General features: G+C 70.3%; 21 protein-coding genes. 9 read left to right on the top strand and 12 right to left on the bottom strand.

Going from position 1 to position 17,783, the window contains the following annotated elements; genetic code table 11:
- Positions 1-87: 87 nt before the first annotated feature.
- Positions 88-1,449, top strand: a complete 1,362-nt coding sequence (gene mgtE, locus WCE37_RS00345) for a magnesium transporter (protein WP_343277632.1) — start codon at positions 88-90, stop codon at positions 1,447-1,449.
- Between the two features lie 51 nt (positions 1,450-1,500).
- On the opposite strand, the gene WCE37_RS00340 is transcribed toward mgtE, so the two are convergent.
- From WCE37_RS00340 to WCE37_RS00330, 3 genes are read right to left on the bottom strand one after another with little or no spacing between them, the layout of a single operon-like run.
- The gene (locus tag WCE37_RS00340; protein WP_343277631.1) at positions 1,501-2,442 is read right to left on the bottom strand and encodes an aspartate carbamoyltransferase catalytic subunit; all 942 of its coding nucleotides are present in this window, start codon (positions 2,440-2,442) and stop codon (positions 1,501-1,503) included.
- Positions 2,439-2,927: a Holliday junction resolvase RuvX gene (gene ruvX / locus WCE37_RS00335; protein ID WP_343277630.1), complete on the bottom strand. Its 489-nt coding sequence runs from the start codon at positions 2,925-2,927 to the stop codon at positions 2,439-2,441. The genes WCE37_RS00340 and ruvX overlap by 4 nt, the downstream gene beginning before the upstream one ends.
- The gene (locus WCE37_RS00330; protein WP_343277629.1) at positions 2,927-3,493 is read right to left on the bottom strand and encodes a YqgE/AlgH family protein; all 567 of its coding nucleotides are present in this window, start codon (positions 3,491-3,493) and stop codon (positions 2,927-2,929) included. The genes ruvX and WCE37_RS00330 overlap by 1 nt, the downstream gene beginning before the upstream one ends.
- A gap of 48 nt (positions 3,494-3,541) precedes the next feature.
- Between WCE37_RS00330 and WCE37_RS00325 the strand changes: the two genes are divergently transcribed.
- Complete coding sequence (locus tag WCE37_RS00325) at positions 3,542-5,377, top strand: DUF4153 domain-containing protein (RefSeq protein ID WP_343277628.1); 1,836 nt, start codon at positions 3,542-3,544, stop codon at positions 5,375-5,377.
- An 18-nt stretch (positions 5,378-5,395) separates the two neighbouring features.
- Here the strand turns inward: WCE37_RS00325 and WCE37_RS00320 are convergent, their stop codons facing one another.
- The 5 genes from WCE37_RS00320 to WCE37_RS00300 form a co-directional block, all read right to left on the bottom strand.
- Positions 5,396-5,857 (bottom strand): peptidylprolyl isomerase, encoded by a 462-nt coding sequence (locus WCE37_RS00320; RefSeq protein WP_343277627.1) that lies wholly within the window; start codon positions 5,855-5,857, stop codon positions 5,396-5,398.
- A 184-nt stretch (positions 5,858-6,041) separates the two neighbouring features.
- Positions 6,042-6,668 carry a superoxide dismutase gene (locus WCE37_RS00315; protein ID WP_343277626.1) on the bottom strand — a complete coding sequence of 209 codons (627 nt, stop codon included), beginning with the start codon at positions 6,666-6,668 and terminating at the stop codon, positions 6,042-6,044.
- A 114-nt stretch (positions 6,669-6,782) separates the two neighbouring features.
- Positions 6,783-7,403, bottom strand: a complete 621-nt coding sequence (locus tag WCE37_RS00310) for a YajG family lipoprotein (RefSeq protein ID WP_343277625.1) — start codon at positions 7,401-7,403, stop codon at positions 6,783-6,785.
- Positions 7,404-7,450: 47 nt separating this feature from the next.
- On the bottom strand, positions 7,451-8,581 hold the full coding sequence (locus WCE37_RS00305; RefSeq protein WP_343255690.1) for a PilT/PilU family type 4a pilus ATPase: 1,131 nt from the start codon (positions 8,579-8,581) through the stop codon (positions 7,451-7,453).
- A 12-nt stretch (positions 8,582-8,593) separates the two neighbouring features.
- Positions 8,594-9,631 carry a type IV pilus twitching motility protein PilT gene (locus WCE37_RS00300; RefSeq protein ID WP_343275144.1) on the bottom strand — a complete coding sequence of 346 codons (1,038 nt, stop codon included), beginning with the start codon at positions 9,629-9,631 and terminating at the stop codon, positions 8,594-8,596.
- Positions 9,632-9,803: 172 nt separating this feature from the next.
- Here WCE37_RS00300 and WCE37_RS00295 point away from each other — a divergent pair, with 172 nt between their 5' ends.
- Both WCE37_RS00295 and proC read left to right on the top strand, forming a co-directional pair.
- Complete coding sequence (locus WCE37_RS00295; protein WP_343277655.1) at positions 9,804-10,481, top strand: YggS family pyridoxal phosphate-dependent enzyme; 678 nt, start codon at positions 9,804-9,806, stop codon at positions 10,479-10,481.
- Between the two features lie 80 nt (positions 10,482-10,561).
- Positions 10,562-11,416, top strand: coding sequence for a pyrroline-5-carboxylate reductase (gene proC, locus WCE37_RS00290; protein WP_343277624.1), 855 nt, complete (start codon positions 10,562-10,564; stop codon positions 11,414-11,416).
- Between the two features lie 2 nt (positions 11,417-11,418).
- Here proC and WCE37_RS00285 read toward each other — a convergent pair whose 3' ends face one another.
- From WCE37_RS00285 to pdxH, 3 genes are all read right to left on the bottom strand, one after another.
- Positions 11,419-11,814, bottom strand: coding sequence for a DoxX family protein (locus tag WCE37_RS00285; RefSeq protein ID WP_343277623.1), 396 nt, complete (start codon positions 11,812-11,814; stop codon positions 11,419-11,421).
- Positions 11,815-11,949: 135 nt separating this feature from the next.
- Complete coding sequence (locus WCE37_RS00280) at positions 11,950-12,780, bottom strand: cobalamin-binding protein (RefSeq protein ID WP_343277622.1); 831 nt, start codon at positions 12,778-12,780, stop codon at positions 11,950-11,952.
- Positions 12,777-13,373 (bottom strand): pyridoxamine 5'-phosphate oxidase, encoded by a 597-nt coding sequence (gene pdxH, locus WCE37_RS00275; RefSeq protein WP_343277621.1) that lies wholly within the window; start codon positions 13,371-13,373, stop codon positions 12,777-12,779. The genes WCE37_RS00280 and pdxH overlap by 4 nt, the downstream gene beginning before the upstream one ends.
- 86 nt (positions 13,374-13,459) lie before the next feature.
- On the opposite strand from pdxH, the gene WCE37_RS00270 reads away from it, so the two are divergent.
- Entirely contained in the window at positions 13,460-14,146 is a 687-nt protein-coding gene (locus WCE37_RS00270; RefSeq protein WP_343277620.1) for a kinase, read from the top strand.
- Here WCE37_RS00270 and WCE37_RS00265 read toward each other — a convergent pair.
- Complete coding sequence (locus WCE37_RS00265; protein WP_343255698.1) at positions 14,127-14,330, bottom strand: dodecin family protein; 204 nt, start codon at positions 14,328-14,330, stop codon at positions 14,127-14,129. The two genes, WCE37_RS00270 and WCE37_RS00265, sit on opposite strands and share 20 nt — an antisense overlap.
- A 133-nt stretch (positions 14,331-14,463) precedes the next feature.
- Here WCE37_RS00265 and WCE37_RS00260 point away from each other — a divergent pair, with 133 nt between their 5' ends.
- The 4 genes from WCE37_RS00260 (at position 14,464) to hemE (ending at position 17,564) form a co-directional block, all read left to right on the top strand.
- Positions 14,464-15,036 carry a shikimate kinase gene (locus WCE37_RS00260; protein WP_343277619.1) on the top strand — a complete coding sequence of 191 codons (573 nt, stop codon included), beginning with the start codon at positions 14,464-14,466 and terminating at the stop codon, positions 15,034-15,036.
- A complete protein-coding gene (aroB, locus tag WCE37_RS00255) occupies positions 15,033-16,124 on the top strand; it encodes a 3-dehydroquinate synthase (protein ID WP_343277618.1) in 1,092 nt (363 codons plus the stop codon). Before WCE37_RS00260 ends, aroB begins: the two co-directional genes overlap by 4 nt.
- Positions 16,125-16,197: 73 nt before the next feature.
- Positions 16,198-16,455, top strand: a complete 258-nt coding sequence (locus tag WCE37_RS00250; protein ID WP_343275152.1) for a WGR domain-containing protein — start codon at positions 16,198-16,200, stop codon at positions 16,453-16,455.
- 35 nt (positions 16,456-16,490) lie between these two features.
- Positions 16,491-17,564, top strand: a complete 1,074-nt coding sequence (hemE, locus tag WCE37_RS00245) for a uroporphyrinogen decarboxylase (protein ID WP_343277617.1) — start codon at positions 16,491-16,493, stop codon at positions 17,562-17,564.
- Positions 17,565-17,783: the final 219 nt, after the last annotated feature.

Below are 17,783 nucleotides of genomic sequence, written 5' to 3'. Positions count from 1 at the left end.
AGATCGGCGCGGGCGATAATGCAGACATGAACGCCTGACCCCTGTCGCGCATCACTGTCGCGCGACGCGCCCCCTCGGAAGCATTCCATGGCCGAAGCCGTCCGCCACGACAAGACCGCGCGCCAGCTGCGCCTGCTGTCCGATGCGCTCGACAGCGGCCGCCTGGGCCCGGTGCGGCGGCTGGTCAACACGCTGGCGCCGGCCGAGATCGGCAACCTGCTCGAGTCGCTGCCGCCCGACCGCCGCATGGTGGTGTGGGGCCTGGTCAATGCCGAGGACGACGGCGAGGTCCTGGTCCACGTCGGCGACGAGGTGCGCGAAAGCCTGCTCGCGGACATGGATCCCGACGAGATCGTCGCCGCCGTCGAAGACCTCGACATCGACGACCTCGCCGACCTGGTCGAGGACCTGCCGGACACGGTGATCGACGAAGTCCTGAAGTCGATGGACCGGGAGAACCGCGAGCGCCTGGAGCAGGCCCTGTCCTACGCCGAGGACACCGCCGGCCGACTGATGAACCCGGACGTGGTCACGGTGCGCGCAGACACCACGGTCGACGTGGTGCTGCGCTTCCTGCGCCTGCGCGGCGAGCTGCCCGAGCACACCGACCATCTGTACGTGGTCAACCGCCGCCACCAGCTGCTGGGCTGGGTGGCGCTGCAGGACCTGGTGACGCGCGACCCGGGCAGCCCGGTCAACAAGCTGATCGACGACGAACTCACCGCGATCCACGTTGGCGAGTCGGCGGAATCGGTGGCGCGCCAGTTCTCCGACCATGACTGGGTCTCCGCGCCTGTGGTCGACGAGGGCAACGTGCTGCTCGGCCGCATCACCATCGACGACGTCGTCGACATCATCCGCGAGCAGGCCGAGCACCAGGCGCTGGGCGCCGCTGGCCTGGACGAGGACGAGGACCTGTTCTCGCCGGTGCGGCGCGCGGTGCGCGGGCGCATCGTGTGGCTGGGCGTGAACCTCGCCACGGCCTTCATGGCCGCCGCGGTGATCGGGCGCTTCGAGGCCACCATCGAACAGATCGTGGCGCTGGCGGTGCTGATGCCGATCGTCGCCGGCATCGGCGGCAACGCCGGCATGCAGGTGTTGACGCTGATGGTGCGCGGCCTTGCGCTGGGCCAGGTGGGGGCGAGCAATGCCAGCGTGCTGCTGTGGAAGGAGCTGCGGGTGGCGCTGATCAACGGCCTGCTGATCGGCGGCTTCGTCGGCCTGGTGGCCTTCGCCTGGTTCCAGGACTGGATGCTGGGCATGGTGATCACGGCCGCGCTGGTCATCAACTTCGCCTCGGCCGCACTGGCCGGGGTTCTGGTGCCGCTGGCGATGAAGCGCGCCGACATCGACCCGGCGGTCGCCGGTGGCGTGGTGGTCACCGCGGTGACCGACGTGGTGGGATTCTTCAGCTTCCTGGGGCTGGCGACAGTCGTCCTGCTGCGCTGACAGAAGCCCTCTCCGCAGCTTGCCGCGTCAGGCAGGGATCCCGACGCCAGCTCAGGCCAGCAGCGCTTCCAGCACGGCCATCCTCACCGCCACGCCGTTCGCCACCTGCTGCAGGACCATCGACTGCGGGCCGTCGGCCACCTCGTCGCTGATCTCCACGCCGCGGTTCATCGGCCCGGGATGCAGGACCACGGCGCCGGGCGCAGCGCGACGCAGGCGTTCGCGGGTCAGGCCATAGTCGCGGTGATACTCCTCCAGCGACTGGACCAGGCCTTCGACCATGCGCTCGCGCTGCAGGCGCAGCATGAACACCGCATCCACGCCCTCGAGCGCGGCATCGAGGTCGCTGCCGACGCTGCAGCCGGCCAGCGTCGCGTCGTCGGGCAGCAGCGCCTGCGGCCCGCAGGCGCGGATGTCGCCGACGCCCAGCACGCGCAACGCATGCAGCTCCGAGCGTGCGACGCGCGAATGGCGGATGTCGCCGATGATCGCCACCTTCAAGCCGCTGAAGTCCGCGCCCTTGGCCTGGCGCAGGGTCAGCACGTCCAGCAGGCCCTGGGTCGGATGCGCGCTGCGGCCGTCACCGGCGTTGACCACCGCGGTGCCCGGCCGGGCGGCCGTGGCAAGCATTGCCGCGGCGCCGTCTTCGCGATGGCGGACCACGAAGCCACGCACGCCCATGGCTTCGATGTTGCGCAGGGTGTCGAGCGCGGTCTCGCCCTTGCTGGTGGATGACGTGGACGCATCGAAGCCGAGCACGTCCGCACCCAGGCGCTGCGCCGCGCGCTGGAACGACAGCCGCGTGCGCGTGGAGGGTTCGAAGAACAGCGTGCACACCGCGGTGCCGGCCAGGGCCGTGCGCGGATCGGCGCCGCCGCCGTGGTCGATGAAGGCCTGGGCGCGGTCGAGCAGCCCGACCAGGGTCGACCGCGGCATGCCCTCCAGGGTCAGCAGGTGGCGAAGGCGGCCGTCGGCGGTGGACTGCAGGGTCATGCGCTCGCGTCCGGTTGTGCGGCGTCGGGATCGACCACGGCGGCGTCGCCGGGCGCGGCCAGCCAGCGCTCGACGATGACCGCGGCGGCCACCGCGTCCAGCGCGGCGGCGTCGCGGCGGCGGCGGCGCCCTTCGGCGCGGTCCACGGCGAAGCGCTGCGCGGCTTCGATCGAACTCGACCGCTCGTCGACCATCACCACCGGGATCGAATAGCGACGCGCGAGTTCGTGCGCGAACGCGCGCGCGCGCAGCCGGATCGGCTGGTCGCCGCCGTCCAGGGTCATCGGGTCGCCGACCACGCAGCCATCGGGGCGCCACTCCTTCTGCAGCCTGTCGATCGCGGACCAGTCGACCTTGTCCGCATGCACGTCGACCACTTCCAGCGCGCGCGCGCCGTGGCCGAAGGCGCTGCCCACGGCGACGCCGATGCGGCGCGCGCCGACGTCGAAGCCGAGCACCGTCCCGTCTTGGCGGATGCCGGCCATCAGGCGTGCCCGGCGTAATCGGGCATATGCGCCAGGTCGACGCCGATGCGGCCCGCCGCGGCCTGCCAGCGCGCGTCCAGCGGCAGGTCGAACAGGAGTTCATCGTCCGAAGGCACGGTCAGCCAGCTGTTCTCGGCCAGTTCCGCATCCAGCTGCCCGGGACTCCAGCCGGCGCAGCCAAGCGCCAGCACGGCCTTGTCCGGACCCTCGCCCCGCGCCATCGCCTCAAGCACGTCGCGCGAGGTGGTGACGCGCAGGCCGTCGGCGATGGTGAGGCTGGAATCCCAGTCGCGATCGCCATCGTGGATCACGAAGCCGCGCTCGGGGTGCACGGGACCACCGGCAAGGACCACCCTCGCGCACAGCGCGTCGTCGCTGCAGGCGATGCCCATCTGCGAAAAAATCTCGCCCAGCGTGTAGTCCGAGCGCCGGTTGACCACCACGCCCATGGCGCCGCCGGCATCGTGCTGGCACAGCAGCGACACGGTGCGCGCGAAATTGCCGTCGGCCAGCGAGGGAAGCGCGACCAGCAGCTGGTTGGCGAGTGGCGTGGACTGGACGGACATGGCGTCATTCTATCCAGTGGCGGCGCCACGCGCCCGCTGCCGGCTACCATGGTGCCTTCACCCGCCGCGGAAACCGCCATGTCCGTAGACGCCACCCTGCCGCGCAACGAGCGCGCCTTCATCGTATTGCTGGCGGTGCTCCAGGGCGGCCTGATGTACCTGGCGCAGAAGGGCCACGACGCGGGCTGGTGGCCGTTCGCCGAGCTGGCCGGCCGGGTCTGCTGGTACACCCTGGTGCTGGCCGTGCCGACGATGATGGCGCTGAGCGTGGTGCGCCTGCGCGACGCGCGCTTCTGGCAGCACGCGATCGGGGCGACCGTGGTGTTCGCCGTGCTGGCCGCCTGGGCATCGTGGAACGCCACCGGCGGCCCCGGGATCAAGGCCGGCAGCGTGCTGGGGCCATTCGGTGCGTCGCTGGCCGTCGGCCTGTTCGTCGCCCTGCCCTGGCTGCAGTGCAGGCTGGCCCACGGCCACTGGCGCGCGCCCTACCCCTGCCTGTTCGAACACGCCTGGCAAAACACGCTGACGCTGGCGCTGGCGGCGCTGTTCACCGGCATCTGCTGGCTGGTGCTGTGGCTCTGGGGGGCGCTGTTCGCACTGGTGAAGATCGACTTCTTCCGCGAGCTGTTCCGCGAAGACGCCTTCATCTACCTCGCCACCGGCGCCATGGCCGGCCTGGGCGTGCTGATCGGCCGCACCCAGCACCGCGCGGTGCAGGTGGCGCGGCAGATCCTGTTCGCGATCTTCACCGGCCTGCTGCCGCTGCTGGCGTTCATCGCCGTGCTCTTCGTGGCCAGCCTGCCGTTCACCGGCCTGGCGCCGCTGTGGGAAATGCGCTCGGCCGCGTCCACGCTGGTTGCCGTGGTCGCGCTGCTGGTGGCGTTCACCAACTCGGTGCTGCAGGACGGCCAGGGCGAACGGCCCTATCCGGGCTGGCTGCGGCGCCTGGTCGACGCCGGCCTGGTGCTGCTGCCGGTGTACGCGCTGCTGGCGCTGTATGCGCTGTGGCTGCGCATCCACCAGTACGGCTGGACCACTGAGCGGTTCTGGGCCGTGCTGCTCGCGGTGGTGGTATGTGGCTACGCCTTTGGCTATGCCTGGGCGACGCTGCGCAACCGCTCCGGCTGGCTGGGCGCGATCCGGCCGGTGAACCGGGTGATGTCGCTGGTCGTGGTGGCGCTGGCGATCCTCGCCAACACGCCGCTTCTGGACGCGCAGCGGATCGCGGTGGCGAGCCAGCTGCAGCGCTTGGCGGACGGACGTATCGATGCCGAAGACTTCGACCTCGCCTGGCTGCGTCACGACAGCGGGCGCCGCGGCTACGAAGCCACGCTTGCACTGCGCGACCACGCCGCTTGGGCAGGCAACGCGGAACGGCTCGGGGAGCTCGAGCGAGTGATTGCGCGAACCAACCGCTGGGGCGCGCCGCGGAACGACGATGCCGCACGATCGGTGCGCGATGTGGCGCAGCTGCGTGCGCAGGTCCAGCTGGCCGATGGCGCAATCGCGCCCGGTGAGGACTGGTGGGAGGCGCTGGCCACGGAACGCCCGGGCAGGAACGAGTGTGCCGGGGCGGCCGACGACTGCATCCTGCTGACGCCCGACCTCGACGGCGATGGCGCCGCCGACCCCCTGCTGTGTACGCTCGGAGACGGCTATGGCGCGCGGTGCGCCCTGTTCGCCCGGGATGATGCTGGCGAGTGGGGCATCACGGCCCACCTGCAGATGTGGCCACCGGGGACACCGGAGCAGGCCTGGCGCCGCGCGCTGCGCCGCGACCTGCTGGCTGGCCGGGTGCAGGCGGTTCCGCAACGCTGGCCGGACCTGCGGATCGGCGATGACCAGCCGCGGCAGTTCGACAGCGCCGGCCCCGCTGGTCCCTGAGCCGGCAGCGGTGGCGCTTCAGCCGAGGCCGAACTGCACCTCGTCCGGCGTCGGCACCCGCACTGCGACCACTTCGACCTCGGCACGGACGCGGCGCCCGGCCAGCGGATGATTGCCGTCGACGGTGAGGGTGTCGGCATCCACCGCCGTGACCACCACCTCCAGCGGCCCATTGGCGGTGGTGGTCTCCAGCCGGTCGCCGACGTTCGGCTCCGACGGCGCGCGCCACATCGTTCGCGGCAGCGTCTGCAGCAGCGCCTCGTGGCGAGGGCCGAAGCCGTCTTCCGGAGCAACGACGACCTCGAACCGGTCGCCGGCCTTTCGTCCTTCCAGCGCATTCTCCAGGCCGCGGACGATGCCGCCGCTGCCGTGCATGTAGGTCAAGGGCGCGTGCCCACGCGTGCTGGTGATCTGCTCGCCGCTGTCAGCGTCGGTGAGCGTGAAGTGCACGGTGGCGATGCGGCTGTCAGCGATGTCCATCCTGGCGCGATCCTCGTCGGGTACCGCAGCATCGTCGCCAGCGCCACGCGGCCGCGCAAGCCCGGATTCGCATCGGCGTGACCGGCTCCATGAAAAACCCCGCAGGATTGCGGGGTTCTTCTATTGCGGGTACTTCCCCGCTTTGCGGGAAAGAGACCACGCGTCCGCGCGGTCTTCTGGGCGATCAGCCGGCGACGGCTTCCTGGTAGCGGCGCTCGACCTCGTTCCAGTCGACGACGTTGTAGAACGCGCCGATGTAGTCCGGGCGGCGGTTCTGGTACTTCAGGTAATACGCGTGCTCCCACACGTCCAGGCCCAGGATCGGGGTGTTGCCCGAGCCGATGCCCTTCATGAGCGGGTTGTCCTGGTTGGCGCTGCTCTCGACCTTGAGCTTGCCGGACGTGTCCACGCTCAGCCACGCCCAGCCGCTGCCGAAGCGGGTCAGCGCGGCCTTGGTGAAGGCTTCCTTGAAGGCGTCGAAGCCGCCGAGGTCGCTGTCGATGCGCTTGGCCACGTCACCGGTCGGATTGCCGCCGCCCTTGGGCGACATCACCGTCCAGAACAGCGAATGGTTGGCGTGGCCACCGGCGTTGTTGCGCAGCGGCCCGCGCTTGTCTTCGGGCAGCGCGTCGAGGTTGGCAATGATCTCCTCGGCGCTCTTGTCGGCCCACTCGGTGCCCTCGAGCGCGGCGTTGGCGTTGTTGATATAGGTCTGGTGGTGCTTGGTGTGGTGGATTTCCATCGTCTGCGCGTCGATATGCGGCTCGAGCGCGTCATAGGCGTAGGGAAGCTTGGGCAGGGTGAAGGCCATGGGGATCTCCGTAAAAATGGGTTGCAGCACATTGTCCTACGGAACCGGTAAAGATTCGGACAAGACAATGAGGATGCTCCGTTCCGGTCGCACCGGCGGCTCCCGGGGCAGCGACTACTCCGATCCGGGCGTCTGGTACATCGGCGGCGGCTGCCCGTCAGCGGCTCCACCCGCCTTGGCCAGTGCGGCATGGAAATCACCCCGTGCCATCAGCGCCGCAACCGCGTTCTGCAGCGCGCGTTCGAGCGCTGGAGCGGCGTTCTTGCCCGAAGCGAGCTGGATCCCCTCCTCCTGTCCGTCACCGGTGATCATCTCGGTATAAATGATGTTGCCTTCCGAACTTCGGATCTTGACGTTGAAGCGGACGTTGCCGACCGCAGTCCCCGACCAGAAGCCGCTCCGGAATTCGTTGTTGAAGTCGACGATGTCGCAGACCAGCTGGATCCCGCTACCGTCCAGGCTGTATCCCCGGGCGCCAAGCTCGGCCTCCAGCGCGTCCTTGACCAGTTCCGTCAGGTCCTGGTTCAGCGAGATCGCCCCCATCTTCTGCCCGTAGCCATTGGTCTTGGAGCTGACGCGATCGCGCTCGGTCCTGACGTCATTGACTTGCAGGGCGACCTGCACGTTTCCGGCGCCTTCGATCGGCGCCACGCCCGATGCGGGCTGATAGCCGACATCGATCTTCTCCGCCGTCAACGCGCATCCGCCCAAGGCCAGGAATGCTGCAACCAGCACGCAACGCATCAAACGACCCATAACTCCCCCTGTCACACGTTAATGAATCAATTCGCTTCCGCCACCTCGACCCCATCCAGCCCCTGCGACAGCGTGCGCGCATCGCCGCCCTGGGCGAGCTTGATGCGCAGGCGCACTTCGTTGGCGGAGTCGGCGTAGCGCAGTGCGTCTTCGTAGGAAATTTCGCCGGCCTGGTACAGCTCGAACAGGCTCTGGTCGAAGGTCTTCATGCCGAGGTTGGTCGACTCCTTCATGACCTCCTTCAGCTTGTGGATCTCGCCGTCGCGGATGTAGTCCTGCACCAGCGGCGTGCCGAGCAGGATCTCCATCGCCACGCGGCGCCCCTTGCCGTCCGGGGTCGGCAGCAGCTGCTGCGCGACCACGCCCTTGAGGTTGAGGGAGAGATCCATCAGCAGCTGGCCGCGACGGTCTTCGGGGAAGAAGTTGATGATGCGGTCCATCGCCTGGTTGGCGTTGTTGGCATGCAGGGTGCACAGCACCAGGTGGCCGGTTTCGGCGAAGGCGATGGCGTGGTCCATGCCCTCGCGGGTGCGCACCTCGCCGATCATGATCACGTCGGGCGCCTGGCGCAGGGTGTTCTTGAGCGCGTTCTCCCAGTTGTCGGTGTCGATGCCGACCTCGCGCTGGGTGATGATGCAGCCCTGGTGCTTGTGCACGAACTCGATCGGGTCTTCGATGGTGATGATGTGCCCGGTGGAGTTCTGGTTGCGGTAGCCGATCATCGACGCCAGCGAGGTCGATTTACCGGTACCCGTGGCGCCGACGAAGATGATCAGGCCGCGCTTGGTCATGGCCAGGGTCTTGATGATCGGCGGCAGGTTGAGCTCCTCGATCGACGGGATCCGGGTCTCGATCCGGCGCAGCACCATGCCCACCTGGTTGCGCTGGTAGAAGCACGACACGCGGAAGCGGCCGACGCCGGACACGCCGATGGCGAAGTTGCACTCGTGGGTGCGTTCGAACTCCTCGCGCTGCGGCGGCGTCATCACGTTCAGCACCAGGTCGCGCGCCTGCTGCGGCGTCAGCGCGTTCTGGGTGATCGGCGAGATCTTGCCGTGGACCTTCATCGACGGCGGCATGCCGGCGGTGATGAACAGGTCCGAGGCCTTCTGGTGGGCCATCAGCTTGAGGTAGGAAGTGAAGTCGATGGCGCTCATGGAATGCTCCGGTTACTCGAACAGCCGCTTGTCCTTGGCATAGTCGCGCGCCTGCTGGCGCGTGACCATGGCGCGCTTGACCAGGTCCTGCAGGTGCTGGTCCAGGGTCATCATGCCGTGCTGCTGGCCGGTCTGGATCGAGGAATACATCTGCGCGACCTTGTCTTCGCGGATCAGGTTGCGGATGGCCGGGATGCCGACCATGATTTCCCAGGCCGCGGTACGCCCGCCGCCGACCTTCTTCAAAAGCGCCTGCGAGATCACCGCGCGCAGCGACTCCGACAGCATCGAGCGCACCATCGGCTTCTCACCGGCGGGGAACACGTCGATGATGCGGTCGATGGTCTTGGCCGCCGACGAGGTATGCAGGGTGCCGAACACCAGATGCCCGGTTTCCGCGGCGGTCAGCGCCAGGCGGATGGTTTCAAGATCGCGCAGTTCGCCGACCAGGATGTAGTCGGGATCCTCGCGCAGCGCCGAGCGCAGCGCTTCGTTGAAACCGTGGGTATCGCGGTGCACTTCGCGCTGGTTGATCAGGCACTTCTGCGCGGTGTGCACGAACTCGATCGGGTCCTCGATGGTGAGGATGTGCCCGTACTCGGTCTTGTTGACGTGGTCGACCATCGCCGCAAGCGTGGTCGACTTGCCGGAACCGGTCGGGCCGGTGACCAGGATCAGGCCCTGCGGCTGGTCGATCAGCTCCTTGAAGATCCGCGGCGTGCCGAGGTCCTCGAGCGTCAGCACCTCGGACGGGATGGTGCGGAACACCGCGCCCGCGCCGCGGTTCTGGTTGAAGGCGTTGACGCGGAAGCGCGCAAGGCCGGCGATCTCGAACGAGAAGTCGACCTCGAGGAATTCCTCGTAGTCGCGCCGCTGCTTGTCCGACATGATGTCGTAGACCAGCGCGTGGACCTGCTTGTGGTCGAGCGCCGGAATGTTGATCCGGCGGACGTCGCCGTCGACGCGGATCATGGGCGGCAGGCCTGCAGACAGGTGCAGGTCCGAGGCCTTGTTCTTGACCGAGAACGCCAGAAGTTCGGCGATATCCATGCATGCTCCCCAGCGGCAGTGCACAAGTTGATTGCGGGACGCCAGGCCGCGTCGCGACTGGCGCCAGAGTACTCCCCGGCGGCAGTATAGCCCCGTAAACGCGTCACAGAACCAGCGGTGCTGGAGGAGCAGGCAGATGCCGGATCGACCCCTCGCGCGCGTCCTTCAAGCAATGGACGCCGCCTGCAAAGAAAACGCGATCCGCGGCGGCCCGCGGCCAATGCCGCGCCTTGTCGCCGTGGGCAAGACCCGCGAGGCCGGCGAGATCGCGGCCCTGGCCGGGGAGTGGGCGACCCTGCGCCCCGGTGCCACGCTCGCGTTCGGCGAGAACTACGTGCAGGAAGCGTCGGCCAAGGTTGCCGCCCTGGACGGTACCGGAATCGAATGGCATCTGATCGGCCATCTGCAGTCGAACAAGGCGGCGCAGGCCGCGGCCCTGTTCGACTGGGTGCAGTCGATCGACCGCCCGAAGCTGGTGGCGGCGCTGGCCGCGGCACGTGATCCGCAGCGGCCGCCGCTGAACGTGCTCATCCAGGTCAACGTCGACGGCGAGGCCGGCAAGCACGGTTGCGCACCCGCCGACGTGCCTGCGCTGGCGGAATCGATCGCGGCCCGGCCCACGCTGGCGCTGCGCGGGCTGATGGCGATCCCCGAGCCGCACCCCGACCTCGAACACCGCCGCGCCGCGTTCGCGACCATGCGCACGCTGCATGACGCACTGCTGGCCGGGTACCCGGGCGCGGACATGCTGTCGATGGGGATGAGCGAGGACTTCGAACTCGCGATCAGCGAGGGCGCGACCATGGTCCGCATCGGCAGCGCGCTGTTCGGACCGCGGCCACCGGCCTGAGCGGGGTGCAGCCTGCGCAGGTCGCGGCGGCGGTGGGCCTCAGCGACAATGGCCGGCCACGTCCATGCAGGATCCACGCCATGACTGAGTCCCGGACCGGTTCCCGATCCACCACCAGCCCGCAGGCGACCGCGTTCATCGGCGGCGGCAACATGGCCCGCAGCCTGATCGGCGGCATGGTCGCGCGCGGCGCCGATTCGGCCGGCATCCACGTGGCTGAACCGGTCGACGCGCTTCGCGAGGCGCTGGCGCGGGAGTTCGGCGTGCAGGTCCACGCCAATGCCGCCGATGCCGTGGCCGCCGCCGACGCCTGGGTGTTCGCGGTCAAGCCGCAGGTGATGCGCGAAGTCTGCGAAGACCTGGCCGACCGCGCCCGTGCTGCACGCCCTCTTGCGATCTCGATCGCCGCCGGCATCACCGCCGGCCAGCTCGCATCCTGGCTCGGCGGCGATGCTGCCGTGGTCCGCGCCATGCCCAACACCCCCGCCCTGCTCGGCGCCGGGGTGACCGGACTGCACGCCAACGCCGCCGTGGACGCTGCCGGCCGCGAGCGCGCCCAGGCGCTGCTGGCGACCACCGGAAAGACGGTGTGGATTGAGGACGAGGCGCTGATGGACGCCGTCACCGCGGTGTCCGGCAGCGGCCCGGCCTATGTGTTCCTGCTTGCCGAAGCGATGGAGGACGCGGCCCGCGCCCAGGGCCTGCCGGCGGATGCCGCGCGCACCCTGGTGCAGGAAACCCTGCTCGGCGCCGCCCGCATGCTCACCGGCTCCGACGAAGCGCCGGCGGAACTGCGCCGCCGCGTCACCTCGCCCGGCGGCACCACCCAGGCGGCGATCGAAACGTTCGAAGCCGGCGGCCTGCGCACGCTGGTGGCATCGGCGATCAATGCCGCCGCCGTCCGCGGCCGCGAACTGTCGGCCGCGAACGACTGAGCTCAGCGCTGGTTGATGCCGTAGCGCCCGGGGCCGAGCAGCGCGATGGCGATGGCCGTGCCCAGGAACATGCCCTGCAGCTCCAGCGCCCAGCCGCCGCTGGCATTCAACCGGCCCAGCTCGCCCATGTGCGCCAGCGCGATCGCGAACAGCATGTTGATCGCGACCAGCACCGCGCCGATACGGGCGTGGAAGCCGGCCAGCAGCATCAGCGGCGCCAGCACCTCGCCGACCAGGACACCGTAGGCGAGGATGCCGGGCAGGCCCTGCGCCTCGACCATGCCCTCGATGCCGGACATGCCCCCGCGCAGCTTGGTGATGCCGTGCAGCAGGATGAGCACGCCGAGGGTGAAGCGCAGCAGCAGCCGCCCGATGTCCTGCATCGCAGCCTGGTTCATGACCGTGTCCCGTTGTCTGGAGTCGCGGATCATGGCAGACACCCGCAGCCGCCGTCAGCTTCGTGCGCAGCCCGCCAATCCGCCCGCCGTTGCGGACGGCGGCGCCGGCTTTTCAGCCGCCTTCCGGCCGTGCTTCTATCGGGCGCGTCCCCGCTGTCGCTCTGCCCAGCCATGCACGATGTCGGCCAGCGCAAGCAGGCCGTCGGTCAGCGCAGCAGGGCCTGGCTGCAGGATCAGCGGCGACTTCACTTCGTGCAGCTCGCCGTCGCGGACCGCCGGGATCGCGTCCCAGCCGGGCCGCGCCGCGAGCCTGTCGGGGCGGAACTTCTTGCCGCACCAGGAGCCGACGATGATGTCCGGCGCGCGACGCACCACCTCGGTCGCATCGGCCAGGATGCGCTGCTTCGCCAGCGGCTCGGCCGCAAGCTCCGGGAACACGTCATCGCCGCCGGCGATGCGCATCAGCTCGGCCACCCAGCGGATGCCGGTGATCGGCGGATCGTCCCACTCTTCGAAATACATGCGCGGGCGCCGCGACAGCGCTGCCGCACGGGCCTCGACTTCATCGACGCCGCGCAGCAGGGCGTCGGCGTAGTCGTTGGCGCGCCCGGGCACGCCGACCAGGGCACCCAGGCGGCGCACGTAGTCGACGATGCCTTCGACGCTGCGATGGTTGCTGATCCAGACCTCGACGCCACGGCGCACGAGTTCGGCGGCGATGTCGGCCTGGATGTCGGAGAAGCCGATCGCAAGGTCGGGCTCGAGCGCCATGATCGCGTCGATCTTCGCGCTGGTGAACGCGCTGACCTTGGGCTTCTCGCGGCGCGCACGCGGCGGACGCACGGTGAAGCCGCTGATGCCGACGATCCGGTCCTGCTCGCCCAGTGCATACAGCGTTTCAGTGGGTTCTTCGGTCAGGCAGACGATGCGCCTGGGGCCACGCAGGGCCGCGGCGGCGCTGCTCACGGGTAGAGCATCCGCTTGCTGCAGCCGCCGGCGAGGTCGCGCTCGTACAGCCAGCGCTCGTGCCAGCGATATTCGGCGGCGTACCAGAACTCGATGCGTTCGGGATCCACGCGCAGGCCGGTCCAGCGCGGCGGCCGCGGCACGTCACGGCCTTCGAACTCGCGCTCGCAGTCGGCCAGGCGGCGATCGAACTCCTCGCGCGACTCCAGCGTTTCGGACTGCAGCGACGCCCAGGCGCCGAGCTGGCTGCCGCGCGGACGGCTGGCGAAATAGGCATCGGCTTCGCCCTCGTCCACGATCGCCACGCCGCCCTCGATGCGCACCTGGACCCCCAGCCGGACGCGCGGCCAGTGGAACAGCAGGGCCGCCCGCGGGTTGGACTTGAGCTCGCGGCCCTTGCGGCCCTCAAGGTGGGTGTAGAAGACAAAGCCGCGGGCGTCGTGCGCCTTCAACAGCACGGTGCGCAGCGAGGGGCGGCCGTCGGCGGTGGCGGTGGCCAGCTGCATGGCGGTGCGATCGGGTTCGCCGGCAGCCAGCGCCTCGTCAAACAGCGCGTCGAAGGTGTGCAGGGCTTCGGCGTAAAGGTCGGTCATAAGCTGGGCGGCTCCGCGGTTCTGCTGTCGTCGGCGTGCGCGGGACGCATGCGCACCTGCGCTATCGTGCCCGGATGGCGACGCCGATGCACAGGTCCACCCCGGGCTTCGACAGCCGCATCGTGTCCACGACGCTGGACGACGCGCTTCGCCAGGGTGCGCGCATCCTGGGAATCAGCGGCCTGCAGGGCAGCGGCAAGTCGACCTTCGCCGCACAGCTGGCCGCGCACGCACGGAGCCGCGGCCTGCAGTGCGCCGTGCTGTCCATCGACGATGTCTACCTGGGCCACGCGGACCGGCAGCGGCTGGCCGGCGAGGTCCATCCGCTGCTGGCCACGCGCGGACCGCCGGGCACGCACGAGGTCACGCTGGCGATCGACGTGCTCGACGCCCTGCGCGCGGGTCGCGGCGCCGCCCTGCCACGCTTCGACAAGCTTGCCGACGGCCGCTGGCGGCGCTGGTGCAACCACGCGCTGGAACGCGACTATCCCGCGCTGTGGCAGCTGATCGATCGCCTGCTCCTGCTCCTGCCGCCCTCGTTCGGGATCGTGCCGGAATGGCGATGGCAGGCGGAACAGGGCCTGCGCGACGCCAGCGGCGACGCCAGCGCCGGCATGGACCGTGCCGGCGTCGAACGCTTCGTCCAACACTACGAACGAACCAGCCGCCAGGCCTTGCGCACCCTGCCCGGCATTGCCGACCACGTGATCACGCTGGACGCGCGGCGGCGACCGACCGCTGCGGCGACCGCGCTCAGTCGACCACGAAGCTGATGCGCAGGTTCACGCGCCACTCGGTGATGGTGCCGTCGCCGTCGGTGACGACCTTGGTTTCGTTGATCCAGGCACCCCTGATGCCCTTCACCGATTCCGCGCACTTGGCCAGCCCCTTGCGCACGGCGTCCTCGACGCTGGTGGGCGAGGACGCATTGATCTCGATGACCTTGGCAACCGACATGGTGTTCTCCTTCCGTATTGGCCACCGGACCGGTGGCGAAGCGCCATCCTCGGTGCGTGGCCGTTAAGGCCATGCCTTCCCCGGCGGCCGGCTGCTAGCATCGGCACACTCCGGACACCGCACGCCAACGCCCATGAATCCCGCCCGCCACCTCGTGCTCGTCGGCCCCATGGGCGCCGGCAAGACCTCGGTCGGGCGCTGCCTGGCGCGCCATTTCGAGCTCGCCTTCGTCGACAGCGACCAGGAAATCGAACGGCGCACCGGTGCCACCGTCGCGACGATCTTCGACTGCGAGGGCGAAGCCGGCTTCCGAACGCGCGAACGCGACGTGCTCGCCGACCTGCTGGCCGGGCCGGATGCGGTGATCTCCACCGGCGGCGGCGCGGTGCTGGATGCAGGCACCCGGCGCAATCTGGCCCGCGGCGGCTTCGTGGTCCACCTGCATGCGGACGTGCCCGCGCAGCTGCAGCGCCTGGCGCGCGACCGCAGCCGGCCGCTGCTGGCGCGCGGCGACCGCGCCCCGATCCTGGCGCGCCTGGCCACCGAGCGCGATCCGCTCTATGCGGAGATGGCGGACCTCGTCTTCGAACCCGCCCCGGCGCCGGCCCAGGACGCCGCGCAGCGGCTGGCGACCCTGCTGGAGTCCACGTGGCGCCGCGGCACGCTGGCCGCGGCGACGCGGGCCACGCAGGAGCCGGCGGCGTGAGCGCGCGCCAACGCATCGACGTCGGCGGCCCGGCGCCCTACGCCATCACCATCGGGCCGGGCCTGCTGGCGGACGGCGCTGCCCTGGCCGCGCCGCTGCGCGGACGCCAGGCGCTGGTGGCCAGCGACAGCCACGTCGGTCCGCTGTACGCGCGCCAGGTCTGCGCCGCCCTGCGCGGCGCACGCCCGGACGCGCGCGTGGATACCTTCGTACTTGCCGCCGGCGAGGCCAGCAAGACGCTGGAGGGCTTCGGCGCCGCGATCGACGCGCTGGCCGCCCTCGGCGCCACCCGCGATGCCTGCGTCTACGCCCTCGGAGGCGGCGTGGTCGGCGACCTGGCCGGCTTCGCCGCCGCCTGCTGGATGCGCGGCATCGACTGCGTGCAGCTGCCGACCAGCCTGCTCGCGATGGTGGATTCCTCGGTGGGCGGCAAGACCGCCGTCGACCTTGCCGCGGGCAAGAACCTCGTCGGCGCCTTCCATCCGCCGCGAGCCGTGTTCGCCGACACCGGCGTGCTGCGCACCCTGCCCGACCGCGAGTTGCGCGCCGGGCTGGCGGAAGTGGTCAAGTACGGCGCCATCGTCGATGAGGGCTTCCTGCACTGGCTGTGCGCCCACGCCGGCGCGCTGCTGGAGCGCGAAGACGCCGCGCTGGCGACGGCCATCGCCCGCAGCTGCGCGCACAAGGCGGCGATCGTCGAGCGCGATCCGTTCGAGCACGGCGAGCGCGCGCTGCTGAATTTCGGCCACACCTTCGCCCATGCGATCGAGGCCGAACAGGGCTACGACGGCTTCAACCACGGCGAAGCGGTGGCCGTGGGCATGGTGCTGGCGGCCCGGCTGTCGGCCGGGCTGGGACTCGCGGACGCGTCCGATGCCGACGCGCTGTGCGGCGTCCTCGAACGCTTCGGGCTGCCGGTGGCGCTTCCCCGCGGCCTCGACCCGGCCGCGCTGCTGGCACGGATGCGCCTGGACAAGAAGGCCCAGGCCGACGGCCTGCGCTTCGTGCTGTGGGACGGGCCCGGCCGGGCGCGGGTGGTGGCCGGGGTTCCCGAGGCGCGGGTGCTGGACGTGCTCCGGGCAGGCTGAACCGCCGCCGGGGGCACGCGCCTGGCCGGGGCCCGGGCGGCGTCCGCAACCCGCGCCCGGCTACAATCACCGGATGCGCCTGCTCCTCCAACAGCGACCCGGCGGCCCCGAGGCCCCGCGTTTCGTGCAGCTCATGCTCCAGCCCGACCTCCTGGGCGGCTGGATGCTGGTGCGCGAAAGCGGGCAGATCGGCGGCCGCAGCACGGTGCGCCGTGAGCAGTTCCTCGACCAGGCCAGCGCGACACACGCGCTGGAACAGGCGCGCGACCAGCAGCTCAAGCGCGGGTTCCAGGTGACGTTCGCGCAGGGCGCGGACGTTCCCCGGCCCTAGAGCAGCCCCGCGCGCCGGCACTACAGGATCCCGACGTGACCCCAGCACTGAAGAACGACCGCTTCCTTCGCGCACTGCGCCGCGCGCCCGTGGACCATACCCCCGTCTGGCTGATGCGCCAGGCCGGCCGCTACCTGCCCGAATACCGCGCCAGCCGGGCCAGGGCCGGCAGTTTCCTGGCCATGGCCAAGAACCCCGAGCTCGCCTGCGAGGTCACCCTGCAGCCGCTGGAGCGCTTCGAACTCGACGCCGCGATCCTGTTCTCCGACATCCTCACCATTCCCGACGCGATGGGCCTGGGCCTGTATTTCGTCGACGGCGAAGGCCCGAAATTCGAGCGCCCGCTGCGCGACGCCGCCTCCATCGCGAAGCTCGGCGTGCCGGACATGGAAGGCGAGCTCGGCTACGTGATGGACGCGGTGCGCGTGATCCGCCGCGAGCTCGACGGACGGGTGCCGCTGATCGGCTTTTCCGGCAGCCCCTGGACCCTGGCCTGCTACATGGTCGAAGGCGGCGGCAGCAAGGACTTCGCCCGCATCAAGGCCATGGCGCACACCGATCCGAAAGCGCTGCACGCCCTGCTCGAGGTCAACACCCGGGCGGTGATCGCCTATCTCGCCGCGCAGCGCGCGGCCGGCGCCCAGGCGCTGCAGGTATTCGACACCTGGGGCGGCGTGCTGTCACCGGCGATGTACCGCGAATTCTCGCTGCCCTACCTCAACCGCATCGCGCGCGAGCTCGAGCGTGGCGAAGGCGCGGACCGCACGCCGCTGATCATGTTCGGCAAGGGCAATGCCGCCTATCTCGGCGAGCTGGCCGACTCGGGCGCGGAAGGCCTCGGCGTCGACTGGCTGATCGAGCTGGGCGACGCTGCGCGCGCCACCGGCGGCAAGGTCGCGCTGCAGGGCAACCTCGACCCGACCACCCTGTACGGGACGCCGGACGCCATCCGCCGCGAAGTGCGCCGCGCGCTCGACAGCTACCGCGACGGCAACGGCGGCTCGCGCGAGGGCCACGTGTTCAACCTCGGCCACGGCATGTCGCCGGGCATGGACCCGGAGCACGTGCGCGTGCTGGTGGACGAGGTCCACGCCTACAGCCGGCGCTGACCCGCCGCAGCGCCTGCTCAACCGATGCCGGCGCCGGACGGCGCCAGGCGGCGGCCGTCGTGCGGCGCTGACCGCCGCAGCGTCTGCTCAACCGATGCCGGCGCCGGACGGCGCCAGGCGGCGGCCGTCGTGCCTGCGCGTATCGGTGGGCGCGCGGTATTCGAAGCGGATCTCGGGGTGGCCCTCGGGAAACGGAGGGGGGTGGGGGTTGGGGTCGAA

The organism is Luteimonas sp. MJ250 (assembly GCF_039548455.1).
In the GTDB taxonomy this organism is placed as follows: Bacteria; Pseudomonadota; Gammaproteobacteria; order Xanthomonadales; family Xanthomonadaceae; genus Luteimonas.
Note: the sequence above shows the minus strand (reverse complement) of the source record. Positions and strands in the feature narration are given on the sequence as shown.